Origin of the sequence: Nonomuraea diastatica (assembly GCF_004349015.1) — a bacterium.
GTDB classification, from domain to species: domain Bacteria; phylum Actinomycetota; class Actinomycetes; order Streptosporangiales; family Streptosporangiaceae; genus Nonomuraea; species Nonomuraea diastatica.
On the sequence record NZ_SMKP01000004.1, the window covers coordinates 58,090 to 75,541 of the forward strand.

Annotated in this window: 19 protein-coding genes; 13 read left to right on the top strand and 6 right to left on the bottom strand. The window is 72.3% G+C overall.

Annotation, left to right across the window (positions count from 1 at the left end; translation table 11 throughout):
• Window positions 1-76: 76 nt before the first annotated feature.
• Window positions 77-1,069 carry an endonuclease/exonuclease/phosphatase family protein gene (locus E1294_RS02115; RefSeq protein WP_132503916.1) on the top strand — a complete coding sequence of 331 codons (993 nt, stop codon included), beginning with the start codon at window positions 77-79 and terminating at the stop codon, window positions 1,067-1,069.
• A 93-nt stretch (window positions 1,070-1,162) separates the two neighbouring features.
• Here E1294_RS02115 and E1294_RS02120 read toward each other — a convergent pair whose 3' ends face one another.
• Window positions 1,163-1,351 carry a hypothetical protein gene (locus E1294_RS02120; protein ID WP_132503917.1) on the bottom strand — a complete coding sequence of 63 codons (189 nt, stop codon included), beginning with the start codon at window positions 1,349-1,351 and terminating at the stop codon, window positions 1,163-1,165.
• Between the two features lie 276 nt (window positions 1,352-1,627).
• Here E1294_RS02120 and E1294_RS02125 point away from each other — a divergent pair, with 276 nt between their 5' ends.
• The 4 genes from E1294_RS02125 to E1294_RS02140 all read left to right on the top strand — a co-directional run bounded on the left by E1294_RS02125 (window position 1,628) and on the right by E1294_RS02140 (window position 5,268).
• Complete coding sequence (locus E1294_RS02125) at window positions 1,628-2,560, top strand: helix-turn-helix domain-containing protein (RefSeq protein ID WP_132503918.1); 933 nt, start codon at window positions 1,628-1,630, stop codon at window positions 2,558-2,560.
• 321 nt (window positions 2,561-2,881) lie between these two features.
• Entirely contained in the window at window positions 2,882-3,883 is a 1,002-nt protein-coding gene (locus tag E1294_RS02130; protein WP_132503919.1) for an ArsR/SmtB family transcription factor, read from the top strand.
• Between the two features lie 18 nt (window positions 3,884-3,901).
• Window positions 3,902-4,180 (top strand): hypothetical protein, encoded by a 279-nt coding sequence (locus E1294_RS02135; RefSeq protein ID WP_132503920.1) that lies wholly within the window; start codon window positions 3,902-3,904, stop codon window positions 4,178-4,180.
• The gene (locus E1294_RS02140; RefSeq protein ID WP_132503921.1) at window positions 4,177-5,268 is read left to right on the top strand and encodes a transglycosylase SLT domain-containing protein; all 1,092 of its coding nucleotides are present in this window, start codon (window positions 4,177-4,179) and stop codon (window positions 5,266-5,268) included. Before E1294_RS02135 ends, E1294_RS02140 begins: the two co-directional genes overlap by 4 nt.
• Here the strand turns inward: E1294_RS02140 and eccB are convergent.
• The gene (gene eccB, locus E1294_RS02145; protein ID WP_132503922.1) at window positions 5,262-6,662 is read right to left on the bottom strand and encodes a type VII secretion protein EccB; all 1,401 of its coding nucleotides are present in this window, start codon (window positions 6,660-6,662) and stop codon (window positions 5,262-5,264) included. The two genes, E1294_RS02140 and eccB, sit on opposite strands and share 7 nt — an antisense overlap.
• Window positions 6,663-6,810: 148 nt before the next feature.
• Between eccB and E1294_RS02150 the strand changes: the two genes are divergently transcribed.
• From E1294_RS02150 to E1294_RS02160, 3 genes are all read left to right on the top strand, one after another.
• On the top strand, window positions 6,811-7,128 hold the full coding sequence (locus E1294_RS02150) for a hypothetical protein (protein WP_132503923.1): 318 nt from the start codon (window positions 6,811-6,813) through the stop codon (window positions 7,126-7,128).
• Entirely contained in the window at window positions 7,125-7,448 is a 324-nt protein-coding gene (locus E1294_RS02155; RefSeq protein WP_132503924.1) for a hypothetical protein, read from the top strand. The genes E1294_RS02150 and E1294_RS02155 overlap by 4 nt, the downstream gene beginning before the upstream one ends.
• Before the next feature lie 171 nt (window positions 7,449-7,619).
• Entirely contained in the window at window positions 7,620-8,357 is a 738-nt protein-coding gene (locus E1294_RS02160; protein WP_132503925.1) for a hypothetical protein, read from the top strand.
• Between the two features lie 123 nt (window positions 8,358-8,480).
• Here the strand turns inward: E1294_RS02160 and E1294_RS02165 are convergent, their stop codons facing one another.
• Entirely contained in the window at window positions 8,481-9,323 is an 843-nt protein-coding gene (locus E1294_RS02165) for a class I SAM-dependent methyltransferase (RefSeq protein WP_181958443.1), read from the bottom strand.
• Window positions 9,324-9,345: 22 nt separating this feature from the next.
• Between E1294_RS02165 and E1294_RS02170 the strand changes: the two genes are divergently transcribed.
• From E1294_RS02170 to E1294_RS02190, 5 genes are all read left to right on the top strand, one after another.
• Window positions 9,346-11,007, top strand: coding sequence for a carboxylesterase/lipase family protein (locus E1294_RS02170; RefSeq protein WP_165977035.1), 1,662 nt, complete (start codon window positions 9,346-9,348; stop codon window positions 11,005-11,007).
• Window positions 11,004-12,236, top strand: a complete 1,233-nt coding sequence (locus tag E1294_RS02175; RefSeq protein ID WP_132503927.1) for a sensor histidine kinase — start codon at window positions 11,004-11,006, stop codon at window positions 12,234-12,236. Before E1294_RS02170 ends, E1294_RS02175 begins: the two co-directional genes overlap by 4 nt.
• Window positions 12,233-12,874, top strand: a complete 642-nt coding sequence (locus E1294_RS02180; RefSeq protein ID WP_132503928.1) for a response regulator transcription factor — start codon at window positions 12,233-12,235, stop codon at window positions 12,872-12,874. The genes E1294_RS02175 and E1294_RS02180 overlap by 4 nt, the downstream gene beginning before the upstream one ends.
• A gap of 100 nt (window positions 12,875-12,974) precedes the next feature.
• Entirely contained in the window at window positions 12,975-14,246 is a 1,272-nt protein-coding gene (locus E1294_RS02185) for a serine hydrolase domain-containing protein (RefSeq protein ID WP_246082759.1), read from the top strand.
• 204 nt (window positions 14,247-14,450) lie between these two features.
• Complete coding sequence (locus E1294_RS02190; RefSeq protein ID WP_132503929.1) at window positions 14,451-14,870, top strand: hypothetical protein; 420 nt, start codon at window positions 14,451-14,453, stop codon at window positions 14,868-14,870.
• Window positions 14,871-14,941: 71 nt separating this feature from the next.
• Here the strand turns inward: E1294_RS02190 and E1294_RS02195 are convergent, their stop codons facing one another.
• Genes E1294_RS02195 through E1294_RS02205 form a run of 3 tightly spaced genes read right to left on the bottom strand, consistent with a single transcriptional unit; the run spans window position 14,942 to window position 17,324 of the window.
• Window positions 14,942-15,712, bottom strand: coding sequence for an alpha/beta fold hydrolase (locus E1294_RS02195; protein WP_132503930.1), 771 nt, complete (start codon window positions 15,710-15,712; stop codon window positions 14,942-14,944).
• A complete protein-coding gene (locus E1294_RS02200) occupies window positions 15,709-16,995 on the bottom strand; it encodes an RNA polymerase sigma factor (RefSeq protein ID WP_132503931.1) in 1,287 nt (428 codons plus the stop codon). Before E1294_RS02200 ends, E1294_RS02195 begins: the two co-directional genes overlap by 4 nt.
• Entirely contained in the window at window positions 16,992-17,324 is a 333-nt protein-coding gene (locus tag E1294_RS02205) for a YciI family protein (protein WP_132503932.1), read from the bottom strand. Before E1294_RS02205 ends, E1294_RS02200 begins: the two co-directional genes overlap by 4 nt.
• Window positions 17,325-17,452 lie beyond the last annotated feature (128 nt).

Consider the following 17,452-nt stretch of genomic DNA (forward strand, 5'->3'; position numbering starts at 1 on the left):
CGCGCGCGTCGCGCAGTATCGTTCCACAGCCGTTTAGGGTTCAACCTGTGAAGCGGTTCGGGGACAGGATGGCGAAGTGAGCGCGGCAGTCGGCGTCGAGCGGGCCACGACGGATGATGCGCCGCCGCCCAGGAAGAGACGTCGCAGGCGGTGGCTGTCCTGGACGGTCGTCACGCTGCTGGCCGTCTGGGCCGTCATCCGCGCCGGCGGCCTGGAGCAGGGCTCTTTCCTCACCCAGCTCATGACGGTGACGCCCATCGGGGCGGGGCTCGCGGCGCTGACCGCGCTGATGTCGCTGCTGCGGCGCAACCGCCCGGCCGCGCTCGCCGCCGCCGTGGTGTGCGCGGTGATGGTCTCCATCGTGGTGCCGCGCACGGTCGCCGCCGAGCAGCCTCCGGCGCAGGGCGCGCCGCTGCGGGTGCTGGCGATCAACCTGTTCACCCGGGCCGACGCCGAGACCGTGGTCGACCTGGTGCGCGAGCACGACGTCGACGTGTTCAGCGCCCTGGAGCTCAGCCATGACCAGGTGGAGCGGCTGGACGCGGCGGGGCTCACGCGGCTCCTGCCGCACCGCGTGCTGCAGCCCTCCTTCGGCGCCACCGGCAGCGGCATCTTCTCCAAACATCCGGTGAAGGAGCTGACGGGCCTGTTCACCCCGGTCGGGCACAACATGCCCGCCGCGACCGTGACGCTGCCGGGCGGGGGGACGGTCGAGTTCGTGGCCGTGCATCCCAACCCGCCGCTCGGCCGCAAGACGGAGGAGTGGAACGCCGCCCTGCGCGCCTTTCCCCCGGCCACCTCCTCGACGGTCCGGGTGCTGGCCGGCGACTTCAACGCCAGTCTCGACCACCGCGCCATGCGCGACCTGCTCGACCGCGGCTATGTGGACGCCGCCGGCCAGGTGGGCAAGGGTCTGGTGCCGACCTGGCCGAGCTTCAGGAAGTTCCCGCCCATCATCTCCATCGACCACATCCTGGCCGACCGGCGGGTGAGCGTGCGCCGGGTGGAGATCTTCGACGTGCCGGGCACCGACCACCGCGGCGTCTTCGCCGACCTGCGCCTGCCCTGAGCGCCGGCCGGGCCCCCACGCCCGTCCTGGCGCGGGGCCGCACGACGGGGCGCCCGCTCGCCGGCGGGCGAGCGGGCGCCGTTGGTGCTGCGGTCAGGCCACGTTCTCTTCCCGCGCCCGCTCAAGGGTTTCGAGGTCGAACGCACCCGACTTGACGGCCGCGGTGAAGGACTCCCAGTCGCGGCGGGGCACTTCCAGCACCGTGTCCGGGTGGTCGACGTGGATGACCTCCACGTGATCGTTGATCCGCTTCGCCGCGACGCGGCCGGCGTCGTACGTCATCTGCAACACTCCTTTCCCTAGCCTGCGGAGGTTCCGCCCCGGCCATCCGTTCGCAGGAGGACCGGGGCGGCTGCGGGGAAGCCTTGCATCCGAGTGGTCGCGCCGGCCACCGCCGCCGGGCCGGGCCTGGATGGGAAATCCCCCACGCGGGCTTCGATCTTTGGGCCTCGGTGCAAAGATGCCCTCCCGCCCGAGCCGGCGTCCGCGGGCGGTCACTCGCGTGCGGGTCCCTCCTCGACCGCTCGCGCCGCGCTTGATCCGCATAGGCTTGCCGGTATGCCGTTGGCCGAGCCATGGGACGAAAACCGCGTCAGAGACGGCGACCCCTTGTGCAAGTCCGCGCTCGAGGTGCGCGACACCAGCGCGCAGTTCGGGGCCGTGACCGTGGCGAGGAAGAGCTTCGAGCCGCTGCGCCTGTGGCGGGCGGCGGAGCACCCCGAGCAACCCGAGCTGGAGGAGACCTGCCAGCTGCTGGTGCCCCTGGCCGGGTCGCTGCAGGTCATCTGGGCCGATGGCCACGCGACGTCGGGGGTCGGCGACCTGCTGGTGCACGACATGACGCGCGTCCTGGCCGCGCGTTTCCGCGCGCCGAAGCGGGGCCAGCGGTTCGAGGCCGCCATGGTCTCCGTGCCCCGGTCTCTGGTCTCCCTGCCCAAGCACCAGGTGGACGCGATGCTGGGCAGCAGCATGCCGGCCACCGACGGCATCGGTGCCCTGCTGGCGAGCTTCATCGCCGGCCTGGCGGAAAACCCGGGCGCCTACCGGCCCGCCGACGGCCCGCGGCTCGGCATGGTGGTGCTCGACCTGGTCTCCGCGCTCCTCGCGCACGCCATTGAGACCAGCCCTGTCATCCCGCCCTCCAACGGTGAGGCGCTCATCCTGCGTGTCCAGGCGTTCATCCAGGAGCACCTGCGCGACCACGGCCTGGGCCCTCGCGCGCTGGCCGTCGAGCACCACATCTCCACCAGCTACCTGCACCGGCTCTTCCAGAAGCAGGGCAGCACGGTCGGCGGCTACATCAGGGCGCAGCGGCTCGACCGCGCCCGGCGTGACCTCGCCGATCCCGCGCTGCGAGAGGTGCCGATCCACAGCATCGCGGCCAAGTGGGGTTTCTCGCACGCCGCCGACTTCAGCCGGGCCTTCCGCCGGACCTACGGAGTGTCGCCCCGGGACTTCCGGCGTGAGGCGCTCCACACGGCTCCGCGCTGACGGGGCTCCCGTCCAGGAGATCGGCTCAGGAGAGCGATGCGGCGGCACGTCCCGGCCTGGGAGCGGCTTGTTCCCTGCTGGTCAGGCGGCTGCGAGGACTTTTTAAGCGAGAAGTTAGCGGAGGAGCGTACGGTAACGAACCCCATAGCGACACGAGACCACACAGAGGACATGTCATGCAGCTGACCCCAAAACACACGGACAATCACGCCACCATCCGGAGTGTTCGCATCACCTAGGCCGGATCATCCTATCTATGGATGTTTCCACCTTCGTTGAAGCATTGCTCCAGTGATGACTGCGCTGTCTACAGTCCGGCCCGTGGGGGCTCACGTGATCCGCACCGAGGCGTGGAGCGAGCTGCGGTTCAGCTCCACGCCACAGATCTCGATCTCCATCTCGCCGCACCTGACCGTCCTTGCCATGATCGCCGACGCCCTCGCGGGCCGCCGTCGCGGCCTGCCCGAACTCTGGCGGAGGACGATCAGCGCGCACGTCCGCCCGTACGGGCACGAGGCCGTACGCCCGCTGGCCGCGCCAGGCCGCACGGTCGCGCCCGACAGTCTCGTGGCGAGATCCCCGATCGACGGGGACGTCACCGTGCAGAGCCAGCTCAGCGCGCTCCAGGACACCGCGCCGGACGCCCTGATCAGGGACATGGAGCAGACGTTCGGGCCGGGGGCGCCGCCCGCGCACTGGCGCGCGGCCGCCGAACAGCCGCGCCGCTGGCTGCACGGCTACGCCGCCGCCCTGGCCGACGTCTGGCACACTGCGGAACCCCTGTGGGAGCGGGCCCGCCCGCTGCTGGACAGGGAGATCGAGCGTGTGGGCGTGGCGGCCGTACGTGGCCGCCCCGAGCTGCTGTTCGGCTCGCTCAGCGACCGCATCGTCAGCACCGAGCGCGGCCTGCTCATCTCCGACCCGGAAGCCACCGGGTACGACCTGGGCGACCGCAGGATCGTCCTGGTGCCGATGCTGGCCGGCAAGGACTCCGTGATCGTCAGCCTGGACGACCCCGAGGCGGTGTGGATCGCCTATCCGGTCCGCGGCGCAGACTCGCTGTGGCGCCAACCGGTCAGGCCGTCGGTGGACGAGTTGTCCGCGCTCGTCGGTCCTATCCGGGCCGACCTGCTCTGCGCGCTCGACCAGCCCATGACCATGTCCATGCTGGCGACGGGCATGAAGATCGCCCCGAGCGGCCTCACGTACCACTGCGACCGGCTGCGCGCCGGGCGGTTGATCACGCGGGAGCGTCGCGGGCGTGAGATGTGGATCGCCCGCACCCGCCGGGCGGAGGAACTGCTGGAGCTCTTCCGGCGCTGAGAGGGAGGGAGAGCGGGCGTGGTGCTCAAGTTCCACCGCGGCGCGCTGGAGACGTGCGCGGCCGCGGCCAGGTCGGCGTCCGGGGCTTTCGGCGGCCTGGCGGGCCAGGCGCCGGACTCCGCGGCCTTCGGTGACGTGTCCGGGTCCGCTGCCATGGCCACGGCGGCCGACGACCTGCTACGGGTCGCCGAGCAGGCGGCCAAGACTCAGGGCCGCCGCCTGGAGGCGGTCGAGCGTGCCCTCGACGCCGTCGAGCGGACGATTGTCGCCACTGACGATGCCGCGGTCCAGCGGTGAGCGCGTTCGACGAGGTCAGGGCAGCGCCGGGCGGCGGCGAGCTGGCCGACCTGGCGGCCCGGGTGGCCGGCGCGCCGGAGGCGATCACCGCGGCGGCGAACGTGTGGCGCACCGCCGCGGGAACCGGCGGGCAGCACACCGGTGCGCTGCGCACCGCGGTCTCCGACGTGGACCAGGCCTGGCAGGGGGCCGGCGCCGACGCGTTCGCCGGTTACATGGGCAAGCTCACGGGTTGCGGGGACCGGTTCCAGCAGGCGTTGCAGGACTGCGCGAGCCACCTCGACGCGGCCGCGAGCACGCTGAGCGCCGCCGAGAGGCAGGCGCTGGAGATCTGCCAGGCGTACGCCTCCGCCGCCCAGGAGCTGCGCGGCCGTACGCCCGGGCTCACCGAGGGGCAGGTCACGCAGAGCATGCAGCCCGCGCTCGGCGAGGCCCGCTCGGCGCTGCGGAAGCTGGTCGCCGACACCGGCAGGGCGCTCACCGACACCGCGGCGAAGCTCCAGAGCGCGCTCGGCACGATCCCGGACGTCGCCAAGGAGCTGCCGGAGCCGGACGCGCAGCCCTTCGCACCCACGCCGGGCAGGAGGCTCGGCTGGTCGCCGGCGGAGGCGGAGTCACGCGCGACCGCGCTGGCCGCGTCGGCGCCGTCAAGCTCGTCAGGCGGCTCAGGCGGCTTCGGCGGGTACGGCTCCAGCGGCCCGCCACCGCCCGGAGGCGGGCCGGCCCCTCAAGGCCAGGTCGCCGGCTGGATCAACCAGGCGATCGCCATTCTCAGGGTGCACGGCTACTCCCTGGACAAGATGAACCCGAACGACATCTGGATGATCATCAAGCATGAGTCAGGCGGGAACCCGCACGCCATCAACAACTGGGACTCCAACGCGGCGAAGGGCACGCCGTCCAAGGGCCTGATGCAGACCATCGACCCGACGTTCGAATCCCACAAGCTGCCAGGACACGGCAACATCTACGACCCGGTCGACAACATCATCGCGGGCGTGCGTTACGCCATCGACCGCTACGGCTCGGTCTCGAACGTGCCCGGCGTAATCGGTATGAAGACCGGCGGCGGCTACCGCGGTTACTGATCCTGCTCGATCGCGGGCTTGGCCGCCCGCGCGGGGTCGAGCACGGGGCCCTCGGGGATGAGCTGGAGCACGTTCGCCGGCACGGGGGTGGCCTGGCTCGCGTCGTAGCCGAGCTTGCCCAGCACGTCGGCGCCCGGCACGGCGTAGCGGCGGCCGTCGGCGGTGACCAGGTAGTAGGACTGGACCGCCTTGAGCTGGCCGTCGCCGGGCAGGACGCCGGCCAGCACGGCCTTGCCGGGCGGCAGGCGTACGAGGTCGGTGGCGTCGCCGTGCGGCTCGGGCAGTGTGGCGCCGGTGGTGAGGCGGGCGCGGGTGGATCCCGTGCCCGTGTCGGCGTAGACGACGCACAGCGGGCTGGCCGGGTCGTAGGCGGTCATGCGCGGCATGACCGGAGGCAGGCCGTCGGCGGGGATCGCGGTCCGCGAGCGGCGCGCGGCGTTGGCGGTGGCCGCGTCGATGGCGATCTCCTTCACCGCGCCGCCGCCGTAGGCCTGCCTGCTCTCGGGGTCGCTGAGCAGGAGCGTGGCCTGGCCCTGGGTGACGGGGGCGAGGCCGTCGGCCAGCATGACGTACCAGCGGGCCTCGCCGCCGGCCACGCCGTCCGCGCGGAACACCTGACCCACGGCGGCGGCCTTGCCTCCGGGCCCGGTGACCGCACTGCCGCGGCCGCTGATGGCGGGCGCGGCCAGGTCGGGCCCCTCCGGCAGAGCGTTGAGCCAGGCGACCGGCACCGGGGCGGGCGCGGTGGAGGTGAGCCCGCGGGCGATGCCGCCCGCCACGCGCATGCGGGTGCCGCGCCAGATGGCCCACTGCCGGCCGCCCACGTCGACGAGGAGCGCGTCACCCTCCGCGACCGGCGTGCCGCCGGCCTTGCGGCCGGCGACCAGCGTCACGTACGGCCGGCGCCCGGTCGGCTCGGCGCGCTCCTGCACGCAGGCCGCCCAGGGGCCCTTGGCCAGGTTGGCGGGGCTGGGCAGCGAGTCCGGGGCGCCGGGGATGCCGATGGGCGCGCCGCGCTCGTACTCGGCCAGGGCCTCCCGCGCCACGACCCGCTCCTTGACCTGCCCCGAGGCGAGCACGAGGCGGGCGGAGGCGTAGTTGGCGACGGGGATGAGCCTGCGCTGGTCGTGGTTGTAGACGTATCTGGCGCCCGTCTCGCGCTCGATGACGAGCGTGCCCGGCTCCTCGATCGACTTCGTGCCGCCGGGGCGCAGCAGGCCGTACACGGCGAACCCGACGCACAGCAGGACCGCCACCATGATCCCGGCCAGGAACCCGATGTTCTGCCGGCGCAGCGGCCACTCGGGCTGGTTGGGCTGGGCGCGCAGCAGGGCCAGCCCGATGCGCTGGATGGTGAGGCGGTACGCCTGGTAAAGGTCGCGCTGGCTGTGCACTAACGCCCCTTGCTTCCCATTAGTCCTTACTAACCCAATTTATCGAGATAAAAGATGCGAAGCCGCACGGTATCGCAAAAGCGAACAATGCCGGACCATTCCATGACGCCCCCGCCCCGTCCGCCGACGGCGTCACAGGATAATGATCGTGAACCAGCACACCATCTTCATCACTTCCGACGCGATCGGCGAAGTCCGGCGCGACATCAGGGAGGACCTGCTGCCGCTCTTCGCGGAGATCCGCCAGATCCTCGAAGAGAACAGGTCGCTGGACTTCCCCGGCTGGGGGGCGCTGGGCGAAGGGACGGTCGGCGCGCTCTACCGGTCGCTCGTCGACACGTTCGTCCGTGACGCCGACGCGGCGCTCGGCGTGATCAGGACGTGGGAGGGCGAGCACCTGCGCTTCGCCGAGCGCAACTGGCGGACTGCCGAGGAGCTCGCCGTCCGGCGGGTGAGCCGGCCGTGACCTCCAGGCGCAGAGTCGCCGGCCTGGCCAGGGACGGCTCCCCGCTGCGCCCTTCGCCGAAGATCCCGCCCGACCCCGAGACCGTGGCGCGCGACCGCCGACTGCCCCATCGTCCCGGCGGTCACCGCGACCGTGCCACCCACCAGCGCCTGCTTGGCCGGCGACATCCCCACCAGCTTCTGCGCCACCTTGCCCAGCACGCCCTTGCCGCCCTCGGCCACCGTCCTGGCCCTGGCCGCAAGCGTCCCGGCCTGGTGGTCGCCTCGGCGCGTTCGCGGCTCTCACCCGCTTCGTTCTTCGCGCGCAGCGTCCACGTGTAGGACTGGCCGTTCCTGAGCCCGGTGACCTCGGCGCATCCCCGAGATCCCCCATCGGCGGGGAGGCGCAGGAGCCGCGAGCTGAGAACCCCGCAATCCCACGGAACGGGCTTGACTGTTAGCCGTTTCTTGAAGTGGAACGTCGCGTCAGCGATCGTCGCTAGCCTCGGGTGAATGTTCTCCGCTATCAGGAAGTCCGCGGTGGCCGTACTGGCACTCGCCTTGGTGTTCGTCGCCGGCGCCGCACCCGCGAACGCCGCCGGTCTGGGCACCTACGGCGATTTCTCCCGCATGTTCGACAAGAGCGCCGGGCAGTTCTGGTCAGGCTCGTGGCGCAACCAGTGGGCGTGGGAGCCGAAGGGCGGCAACGTCTCGCACATCAGGTGGGGCGACCCGGCGAAGTGGCCGCCGGCCAACTACGAGAAGTTCGAGCGCGCCGGCGACTGGGTGAAGCTCGACGGCTACGGCAACAACGAGGGCATGCTCAAGCAGCGCGTCACCAAGGAGCAGATCGGCGACGTCACCTGCAAGAACATGAAGCCGTTGTTGTCGCTCGACGGCAAGCAGCACTATGTGAAGTGGACCATCCAGCCGGAGGCGTACTGCCTCGAGGCCTGGGGGAAGATCCTCATCCCCGGCGGCACCGACGTGGACTTCTACCACAAGCAGGTGTGGTTCCCGCCGTCCGGGCCCACCTGCGCCAACACGTACTTCAAGGGCCGGACCTGCATCAAGCAGTTCGAGATCTGGAAGGACAACAACCGGGGCAACGGCGATGTCGGCGGGCCCCTGGAACTGCGGCACAAGCGGGACAACGTCTTCGCCAAGGGCATGGGCCCGGCGTTCATCATCCACAACTACTTCCCGAACGACGGCTGGCAGGCCGAGCTGCGCCAGGCCTGGACCTACTGATCACATGCGGTCGTCCCGGCTCCCCTCACCGCCTCGCCCCCGCGATCAAGGGAATCCGAGGACGGGCCCGGTGCAGGACGCGAGAGCATCGGTGACCGTGTGGGCCCGGTCGGCGGGGAGCGGTCAGCCTGGGTGGCGGGCGACCAGCGCGAAACGGCGGGCGGTCGCCCGCAGCGGGCGGCCGTGCTCCATGTCCCCGTGCAGGGCGCGCAGCCTGTCGCCGTAGCGGTCCACGCCGAAGCCGGGCACCTGCCACGCGACGATCCGCAGGAACAACACGAGCGCGCCCACGTCGCCGATCGTGACCGGGTAGCCGGCCTCCTGCCGCCAGGTGACGTCGAGCCCCGCGGCGGTGGCGAGGTTCCAGTGCGCGTCCTCGTGCGGGGGCGCGCCCAGCGCGGCATTGATCTCCTCCAGGTCTCGGCCCCCGACCTGCTGGGTGACGAACGTGCCTCCGGGGGCCAGCAGGCGGCGGACCTCGCGCGGGTCGTACGCCTCGTGCCGGTTGACGATCAGTGCGAACGCCCCGCTGGGGAGCGGCAGCGCCCCCTGCCCGCCGGCCGCCACCACCTCGACGCCCAGCGGCTCCAGGCGGCGGGCGACCGGCACGTTCGGCGGGTGGCCTTCGGTCGCCACCGTGCGCGGGGGCAGCGGAGCCAGCGACGCCAGCAGCTCGCCGCCTCCCGTGCCCAGGTCGAGCAGCGATGCCGTGCCGGGCAGCCGCTCGCGCACCATGCCCTCGTAGTCCCACGGCAGGTCGCCCGCCATCGTCATGCGGCCCCTGAACACGGCGAAGTCCCAGCCCTCGAACGGCGTGGCCAGCGCCTCCCGGATCAGCTCGTCGTACCCCGCACCGTGATCATGCCCGTTCGACGTTTCGGCCGGCAACCTGTCAACCCATGGGTGGCCGGTCGCAACCTCGGGCCGTACCGGCGGGCCGGGCGGCGTTCCTAACGTGCGGGTCATGCACATGAGAAGAGGACACGCGGTGATCTCAGGGGCTGTGGTGCTCCTGCTCGTCCAGGGCTGCGGCACGCCGGGGCCGAGCACCTCGCGGAGCGCCGGCGCGTTGCCGGCGCAGAGCGCCACGCGGAGCACGCAGGACACACGAGGCGCCGGCGCGGCCGGTCCGGAGGTGACGCTCGACAGCGGGAGAATTCGAGGGGTCTATGACGGGAATGTAGCGAGATATCGCGGGATCCCATACGCCCAGCCGCCGACCGGCGGCCTGCGCTGGCAACCGCCTCGACCCGTCGCCCGGTGGCAGGGCGTCCGCGACGCGACGACGTCCGGCCCCGCCTGCCCTCAGGCGAGCGACAATCCCAAGGAGAGCAGCGAGGAGGAGGACTGCCTCACCCTCGACGTCACCGTCCCCAAGAAGGCGCGCACCGAGAAGGCGGGCGGCGAACCGCGGCCGGTGCTGGTCTGGCTGCACGGCGGCGGCTTCACCGCGGGCCGCGGCGCCGACTACGACCCGCGCCGCCTGGCCGTCCAAGGCGACGTCGTCGTGGTCACCGTGGAGTTCAGGATCGGCGTGCTCGGCTACCTCGCGCTGCCCGGGATGTCCGGTGGGGGCACGTTCGGGCTGCAGGACCAGCGGGCCGCTCTGCGCTGGGTACGGCGGAACGCGGCGGCGTTCGGCGGCGACGCGGGCAACGTGACGTTGTTCGGCGAGTCGGGCGGCGGCATCGCCACGTGCGGCCAGCTCACCGCCCCCGGCGGCAAGGGCCTGTTCCACAAGGCGATCATCCAGAGCGGCTCGTGCGGCACGGCCCTCCTGCCGAACGCGACCGGACCTGGCACGCCGAGGTATCCCTTCTGGCGCCCGCTGGAGGAGACGTACGCCGCCACGCGGTCGGCGGCGCGGAAGATGGGCTGCCCGGCGGGGAAGGACGCTGCGAAGACGCTCGCCTGCCTGCGCGGCAAACCGGTCAAGAAACTGCTGGAACTCACCGGGATGTTCACGGCCGCGTCGTACGGCGGCCCCGCGCTGCCCGTCTCCCCCGAGCGGGCGCTGCGTAAGGGGGACTTCGCCCGCGTGCCCGTGCTCACCGGGCACACCGGCAAGGAGGCCCTGGTGTTCGCCGGCGTGCTGAGCCTGCTGGGCGAGCCGGTCACCGACGAGAACCTTCCCGCCCTCCTCCGTCAGGGCTTCGGCCGCAGGGCGGAGGAGATCGCCCGCCGCTACCCCAGGGACGAGTACGCCACCCCGATCGAGGCGTGGGCCGCCCCCAACACCGACGCCATGTTCGCCTGCCCCCACGCGCGGGACGGCGACGCCCTGGCCCGCCGGACGAAGGTGTTCGCCTACGTCTTCGGCGACGACACCGCGCCGGCGTTCGTCCCGTCGTTGCCCGGGTTCCCGGCCGGGGCCGGGCACGCCTCGGAGCTGGCGTACCTGTTCGACGTGCGGGACAAGCCGATCAGCCTGGACGGCGAGCCCGTGCCGCTCACCCGGACCCAGCGGTCCGTGGCCCAGGATATGGTGGCCGCCTGGACAGCGTTCGCGCGGACCGGCACGCCGTCCTCCAGCGGCCGGGCCTGGCCGCGCTGGACACCCGGGAAGCGGGTCGCGCACCTGATCACTGAGCAGCCGGGGAGCACCGCCACGAGGCCCGCGCCCCGGTGCGCCCACCTCGACCGACCATGACCGGCACCACGTCACGTCCGAGCGACGCCAGGAGGGCCCAGGCTTTCCTGGTCGTCGTCATGACGGCGTTCGCTCTGCTCGACCTGGCCATCCACCACAGCGTCCAGCGCACCAGCGGCCCGCTCGGCCCGGCCGCGGGGCTGGTGCTGAGCCTGCTCGCCGACGCCTGCCTGCCGTTCCTCGTGCGCTTCCCCAGAGCGGTCGCCGTGGTCGCCTGCGCGGCCACGGCGCTGGCGGCGGTGGGCGACACGCTGGCCCCCGGCTCCTTCACGCCGCTGAATCCGGTGACACCGGTGACCGCGCCGCTGTGCACGCCGGTGATCGTGTGGTTCGTCGTCCACGGGCTGCCGCGCCGGCAGGCGGTGGCGTACGTCGCGGTCCTGGCGCTGGGCGCGACCCGGTTGTGGACACCCGAATGGGAGACCGCCTACGCCGGGGTCGTCGCCACGGTCCTGCCGGGCGTGCTCGGCCTGTACGCACGCGCCCGCCGCGAGCTGGTGCGGTCGTTGCGCGAGCGGGCGGAGAGCACCGAGCGCGAGCGGCGGCTGCTCGCCGAACGGGCCAGGGCGGCGGAGCGGCAGCGGCTGGCCGGCGAGATGCACGACATCGTCACCCACCACGTCACCGAGATCGTCCTGGCGGCGGGGGCGCTGAAGATGTCGGCGGCCGACCACGGGGTCCAGGCGGCGGCCGAGCATATCCGCGACGCGGGCTCGCGTACGTTGACGGAGTTGCGCGACCTGATCGGCATCCTGCGCCGCGGCCACGCGCACGAGCCGGACGAGCCCTCGCGCGTCACGCTCGACCCGTCCGGCCTGGACACCCTCGCCGGTTCCGCCACCGCGACGGGAAACCCGGTCACCCTGCGGGTCACCGGCACGCCGGAGGCGGTGACCCCGGCGATCGCCAGGGGCGCGTACCGCGTGGTACAGGAGGCGCTCACCAACGCCAGGAAGCACGCGCCCGGCGCGGCCGTCGAGGTCGGGCTCGTCCATGAACGCGGCACGCTGACCGTCACGGTGGCCAACGCCGCTCCCCCCGCGGCACCCGCGCCCGGCGGGTCCGGGCTCGCGGCGAGCGGCTCCGGGCTGGGTCTCGACGGGCTACGGCGGCGGATCATCCTGCTCGGCGGCCATTTCGCGGCGGCCCCGGCATCCGATGGCGGCTTCCGGGTCTCGGCCACCCTGCCCGCGTCCGTGCCCACAGACGACTCCCTGGACGTCACATGATCAGAGTGCTCGTGGCCGACGACGATCCGATGGTCCGCCACCACCTCCGCACCATCCTCACCTCGAAAGGCGAGGTCGAGGTGGTGGCGGAGGCCGAGGACGGCGCGGAGGCGGTGGAGGCCGTGCTGCGCACGGCGCCCGACGTCGTGCTGATGGACATCAGGATGCCCGGCGTGGACGGCATCACCGCCACGGCCGAGATCGCCGGGCTGCGCACGCCCCCGGCCGTCGTCGCCCTCACGACGTTCGACTCCGACGCCCACGTGCTGCGCGCCCTCCAGGCCGGGGCCAGCGGTTTCCTGGTGAAGTCGACCCCGCCGGAAGACCTGCTCGACCTGGTCAAGGTCGCGGCTCAGGGCACCACCGTGTTGTCGCCCTCCGCCGCCCGCCACCTCGTGTCCCGCACGGCGCCGGTGGCCGGCGCCGTGCGGGAGAAGCTGGCCACGCTGAGCGACCGCGAGCGCGAGGTCCTCGCCTGCCTAGGCGAGGGCCTCACCAACGGCGAGATCGCGGCCCGCCTGTTCCTGTCCGACTCCACGGTCAAGAGCTACATCTCGCGCCTGCTGGGCAAGCTCGACCTCGCCAACCGCACCCAGGCGGGCCTGCTCGCCCACCAGGCCGGCCTGCCCGGCCCGTGAGCCGAAGCCGACATCCTGTCGTCGAAATGACGTGTGTCATATCGAGGCGGTGACTCTGCGGACTGCCGGCGACCCGTCCGGATCGATCAGGATAATGGCCATGATCTCCCCTCGAATGCGACACACCAGGCGGCTGGCCACCGCAGCCGCGCTGCTCACCACGGCGACCCTCATGGCGGCTCCGGGCACGGCGGCGGCCGCTCAGGATCCCGCGCTCGACCGGCAGGCGCTGCAGCAGTCGCTGGACGCCGCGCACAAGGCGGGGATGTACGGCATGCTCTCGACGGTACGCGACGGGAGCCAGACGTGGCAGGGCGCCACCGGGGTCGCCGACGTGACCACCGAGCGGCCGATGAAGCCGAGGATGACGCACCGGGTCGGCAGCATCTCCAAGACCTTCGCGTCCGTGGCCGTCCTGCAGCAGGTGGCGCGCGGCACCATCGAGCTGGACGCCCCCATCGGCCGCTACCTGCCCGGCCTCGTCCCCGGCGAGCGCGGCGAGCGAGTCACCGTGCGGATGTTGCTCAACCACACCAGCCACATCGCCGACTACGTCGGTCCGGCGTTCCCGTCGCTGCTGGAGGGAAAGACCAGCAGCCTGGACGAACACCGTTTCCGCACGATCAAGCCGGCGGAGCTGGTGAAGCTGGGCCTGGAGGCGACCCCGACGGGTGAGCCCGGCGCGACGCCGGGCTCCTACTCCAACACCAACTACGTGATCATCGGGCTGCTGCTGGAGAAGGTCACCGGCGAGGACGCCGAGCGCCACATCACGCGCAACGTGATCCGCAAGGCGGGCCTGCGGCACACGTCCTACCCGCGCACGCCACGCATCCCCGGGCCCCACTCGAAGGCGTACGAGTCGTGGTACGGGCTGATCGACCCGCCGCGCGACTACAGCGTCTATGACATGTCCTGGGCGAGCACGGCCGGGGCCGTGGTGTCCACGATGGACGACCTCAACCGGTTCTACCGGGAGTTGCTGCGCGGGCGGCTGATCGGCGCGGAGCAACTGACCGAGATGCAGAAGACGGTGCCCGTGAGCGTGGGCGGCGGATACCTGATCTACGGCCTCGGCCTCTACGCCGCGGACCTGCCCTGCGGCCGCTTCTGGGGGCACGACGGAGCCGTCTTCGGCATGGGCGCCCAGTCGCTGTCCAGCCCGGACGGCAACCGCCAGATCTCGTTCGGCATGAACCTCATGAAGTACCAGCGCGTCGGCGATGACGGCGCGCTGGAGCCGAGCGAGATCGACACCGCGATGGGGAACCACCTGCTCCTGGCGCTGTGCGGGAAGGGCGGCGCGACCGCGAAGTCGGGGGAGGAGCCGTTCGTGCCGCTCCCGACGGGCCGGATGACCGTCAAGCGCTGACCGTATCGCCTGGCCGGCCGGGCGGGAGCCGGGGCCGGCAGGTCGCTGCGTTCCGCCCCTCCGGCCAGGCCCACGCAGGGTGCTTCATGTGTGTATTTGTCCACACACGCTTCATGTGTGGATTTGTCCACAGATGGTCGCGGCGAGTCTCCGTAATGTCCCTGGTGCCGGGAACGACCGGCACACCGACACGGGGAGGAACCCATGCGTAAGGCCCTTGCGATCGCGACTCTGGCCGGCTCGATGGCCGTGACCGGCGTCGCTCTCACCCCCGCCGCCCAGGCGGCCACGCAGTCCGCCGCGACGACCACTGCCGCCGCGTCCTACACCGGCGTCAGCTGGGGCAAGTTCTTCTCCAGCGACCGCAAGGCGTACACGTTCGGGAAGACCTGGAAGAAGCACGGCAAGGTCTACACGAAGTGGTACGGCGTCGACAAGCACGGCGGCAAGAAGGCCTGGGTCTGGTTCGAGGTCTACCAGAACGGCCGCTGGAAGAGGTTCAACAAGGCGTGGGACGGCAAGGTCGTCGGCAGCTGGAGCGGGCGGGGCGTCAAGAAGGCCTACACGTTCACCTGCTGGGCGGGCAAGTTCGACAACTGCGGCCGCAAGTACCGCATCTCCTAGACACCACCACAACCCGATCACCGAGGCCCGGCGGCCACCCGCCGGGCCTCGACCATGTCAGGAGAGGCATGTCAGGAGAGGAAGGACCGGAGGTGCGGGGCCAGCACCTCCCACGAGACGTTGTGGTCCTGCCCCTGCAGCACCGTGTGCCGGGGGGACGGCAGGAGGTCCATCAACGCCTCGGCCGCGGCCAGGCTCCACGCGCCGGTCTCGGAACCGGTCAGGATCAGAGTGGGCGCCTTGACGTCGGCCAGCTCGGCCGGCGGGCGGCCGTCGCCCATGATGGCGGCGTCGTAGGCGAGGGTCGGGGCGATCGCCTCCATCGACGCCCACATGGGCGCCTGCCGCATCTGGTCGATCATGCCCGGCGGCATGCCCACGGAGCTCAGGAAGAGCGCCATGGCGTCGCCGCGACGGCCGTCGGCCAGGCAGGCGGCCAGTTCGGCGGCGTACACGCGGGCCCTCCCGGGCGCACCTGCGTCGAGCTGGAACGGCGGCTCCCACAGGGCGAGCCGGGTGATCGGCACCCCCTCGGCCGCCGCGCGCAGCGCCAGCACCGCGCCGGAGGAGTTGCCGAACACGGCCGCTGAGCCGCCCGCCGCGGCGATCACCGCGGCCAGGTCCTCGATCTCGCGCCGCACGTCGTACGGCGAGGTGTCGCCGCTGTCGCCCCGCCCCCGCCGGTCATAGCTGACGACCGTGTGCCCGTCCGCCAGCAGCTCGGCCAGCGGCGCGTGGACGCCCCTGGCGCAGGAGGCGCCGCTCACCAGGACGACCGGGCTGCCCGAGCCCAGCCGGTCGAGAACGATCTCGGTTCCGTCGGCGGAACGTGTGAAGGTCATGGTCGATACCCTTTCCCGTGGTCCGTTTCGCCCTTCCCACGAACGGCGAGCGCCCCGGCGGACACCTCGCCGGGAGAAATCTCGGCGAGACGCCGGGCGAGGTAGCGGCGTTCCGGCTCGGTCGGGGCCAGCGGCAGGGCCTCGCGGTAGGCGGCTGCCGCCTCGGCACGGCGTCCCTGGCGGCGCAGGAGGTCGGCGCGGGCGGCGGGCAGCAGGTGGTAGCCGCTCAGCTCGGGCGCGAGCGCCTCGACGAGGGCCAGCCCGCGCGCCGGCTCGCCCATCCCCACGGCGACCGCCCGGTTCAGCCGGACGACCGGGGACGGCACGAGCGCCTCCAGCCGTCCGTAGAGCGTCGCGATCTCGGCCCACGGCGTGCGGTCGAAGGAGCCGGCGGTCGCGTGGCAGGCGGCGATCGCGGCCTGGATCTGATACGGCCCCGCACGGCCCTGGCGCAGCACGTGGTCCAGCATGGTGACCGCCTCGCCGATCCGCTCGTGTTGCCACAGGGAGCGGTCCTGCTCGTCGAGCGGCACCAGTTCGCCCGCGTCGAGCCGGGCCGGGCGCCGGGCGTCGTGCAGCACCATCAGCGCCAGCAGGCCGGCCGCCTCCGGCTCGCCGGGCAGCAGCGAGACGAGCATCCGCCCCAGCCTGATCGCCTCGTCGGACAGGCTCCGCCGGATCAGGTCGTCACCGGCGGCGGCCGCGTACCCCTCGTTGAACAGCAGGTAGAGCACGCCCAGCACCGTGGTGAGCCGGCCGGGCAGCTCCGCCGCGCCCGGCACCTGGAAGGGGATGCCCGAGTCGCGGATCCTGGTCTTGGCCCGGGTGAGCCGCTTGGACATCGTGGCCTCGGGGACCAGGAAGGCGCGGGCGATCTCGGCGGTGGTCAGCCCGGCCAGGGTGCGCAGCGTCAGCGCCACCCGCGACTCGAACGGCAGCGCGGGGTGGCAACTGGTGAACATGAGCCGCAGCCGGTCGTCGCCGAACCCCCCTTCGCCGTCCCCCGGCCGCGCGGGCCCGGCCACCGCCAGCTCGCGCAGCTTGGCCGCGCCCACGGCTGCCCTGCGGAGCCGGTCGACCGCCCGGTTGCGGGCGGTGGTGGTGAGCCAGGCGCCGGGCGCGGGCGGCACACCATCGGCCGGCCACCGCTGGAGCGCCTGGGTGAAGGCGTCTTGAGCGCACTCTTCCGCCAGATCCCAATCGCCGGTCATCCGGATCAGCGTCGCAGTGATCTGCCCCCATTCCTCCCGGAACAGCGCGTCGACCGTCTCCAGGACGTTCACGGCAGCAGCGCCCGCACCTCGATCGTGCCGTGCCGCGCGACGGGATGAGCCATGGCCGCTTCGAGCGCCTGCTCCCTGGTGGCGCACTCGATCAGGCTGAACCCGGCCACGACCTCCTTGGTCTCGGCGAACGGGCCGTCGCCGAGCAGGACCTCGCCGTCACGCGCCCGGACCGTCATGGCCTCCGCCGGCGCCTCCAGGCCGCCGGTCTGCACCAGACGGTCCCCCTGCGCCTCGGCCCACGCCTTGCAGTCGGGCAGGAAGTCCGGATCGGCCAGCATGGCCTCGTGGGCCTGCTGATCTCCGCAGATGAGCAACAGGAACTTCATGCTCCGAGCCTAGGCCCCGCGCTCGCCGTGGAAACGGCCGTTGGCCTCGACGAGCGGGTGCAGCGGGCTCCACGCCCGCGTTCGACCACCCTGCGGTGATAGGCGAGCACCATGTCGTCGCGCTCTCC

Excerpts from the sequence above, each read along its gene's own strand:
- E1294_RS02120 (WP_132503917.1), bottom strand. The coding sequence starts at position 1,351 with ATGACGTACGACGCCGGCCGCGTCGCGGCGAAGCGGATCAACGATCAC.
- E1294_RS02125 (WP_132503918.1), top strand. The coding sequence starts at position 1,628 with ATGCCGTTGGCCGAGCCATGGGACGAAAACCGCGTCAGAGACGGCGAC.
- E1294_RS02160 (WP_132503925.1), top strand. The coding sequence starts at position 7,620 with ATGTTCTCCGCTATCAGGAAGTCCGCGGTGGCCGTACTGGCACTCGCC.
- E1294_RS02165 (WP_181958443.1), bottom strand. The coding sequence starts at position 9,323 with ATGACCCGCACGTTAGGAACGCCGCCCGGCCCGCCGGTACGGCCCGAG.
- E1294_RS02175 (WP_132503927.1), top strand. The coding sequence starts at position 11,004 with ATGACCGGCACCACGTCACGTCCGAGCGACGCCAGGAGGGCCCAGGCT.
- E1294_RS02180 (WP_132503928.1), top strand. The coding sequence starts at position 12,233 with ATGATCAGAGTGCTCGTGGCCGACGACGATCCGATGGTCCGCCACCAC.
- E1294_RS02185 (WP_246082759.1), top strand. The coding sequence starts at position 12,975 with ATGATCTCCCCTCGAATGCGACACACCAGGCGGCTGGCCACCGCAGCC.
- E1294_RS02190 (WP_132503929.1), top strand. The coding sequence starts at position 14,451 with ATGCGTAAGGCCCTTGCGATCGCGACTCTGGCCGGCTCGATGGCCGTG.
- E1294_RS02195 (WP_132503930.1), bottom strand. The coding sequence starts at position 15,712 with ATGACCTTCACACGTTCCGCCGACGGAACCGAGATCGTTCTCGACCGG.
- E1294_RS02205 (WP_132503932.1), bottom strand. The coding sequence starts at position 17,324 with ATGAAGTTCCTGTTGCTCATCTGCGGAGATCAGCAGGCCCACGAGGCC.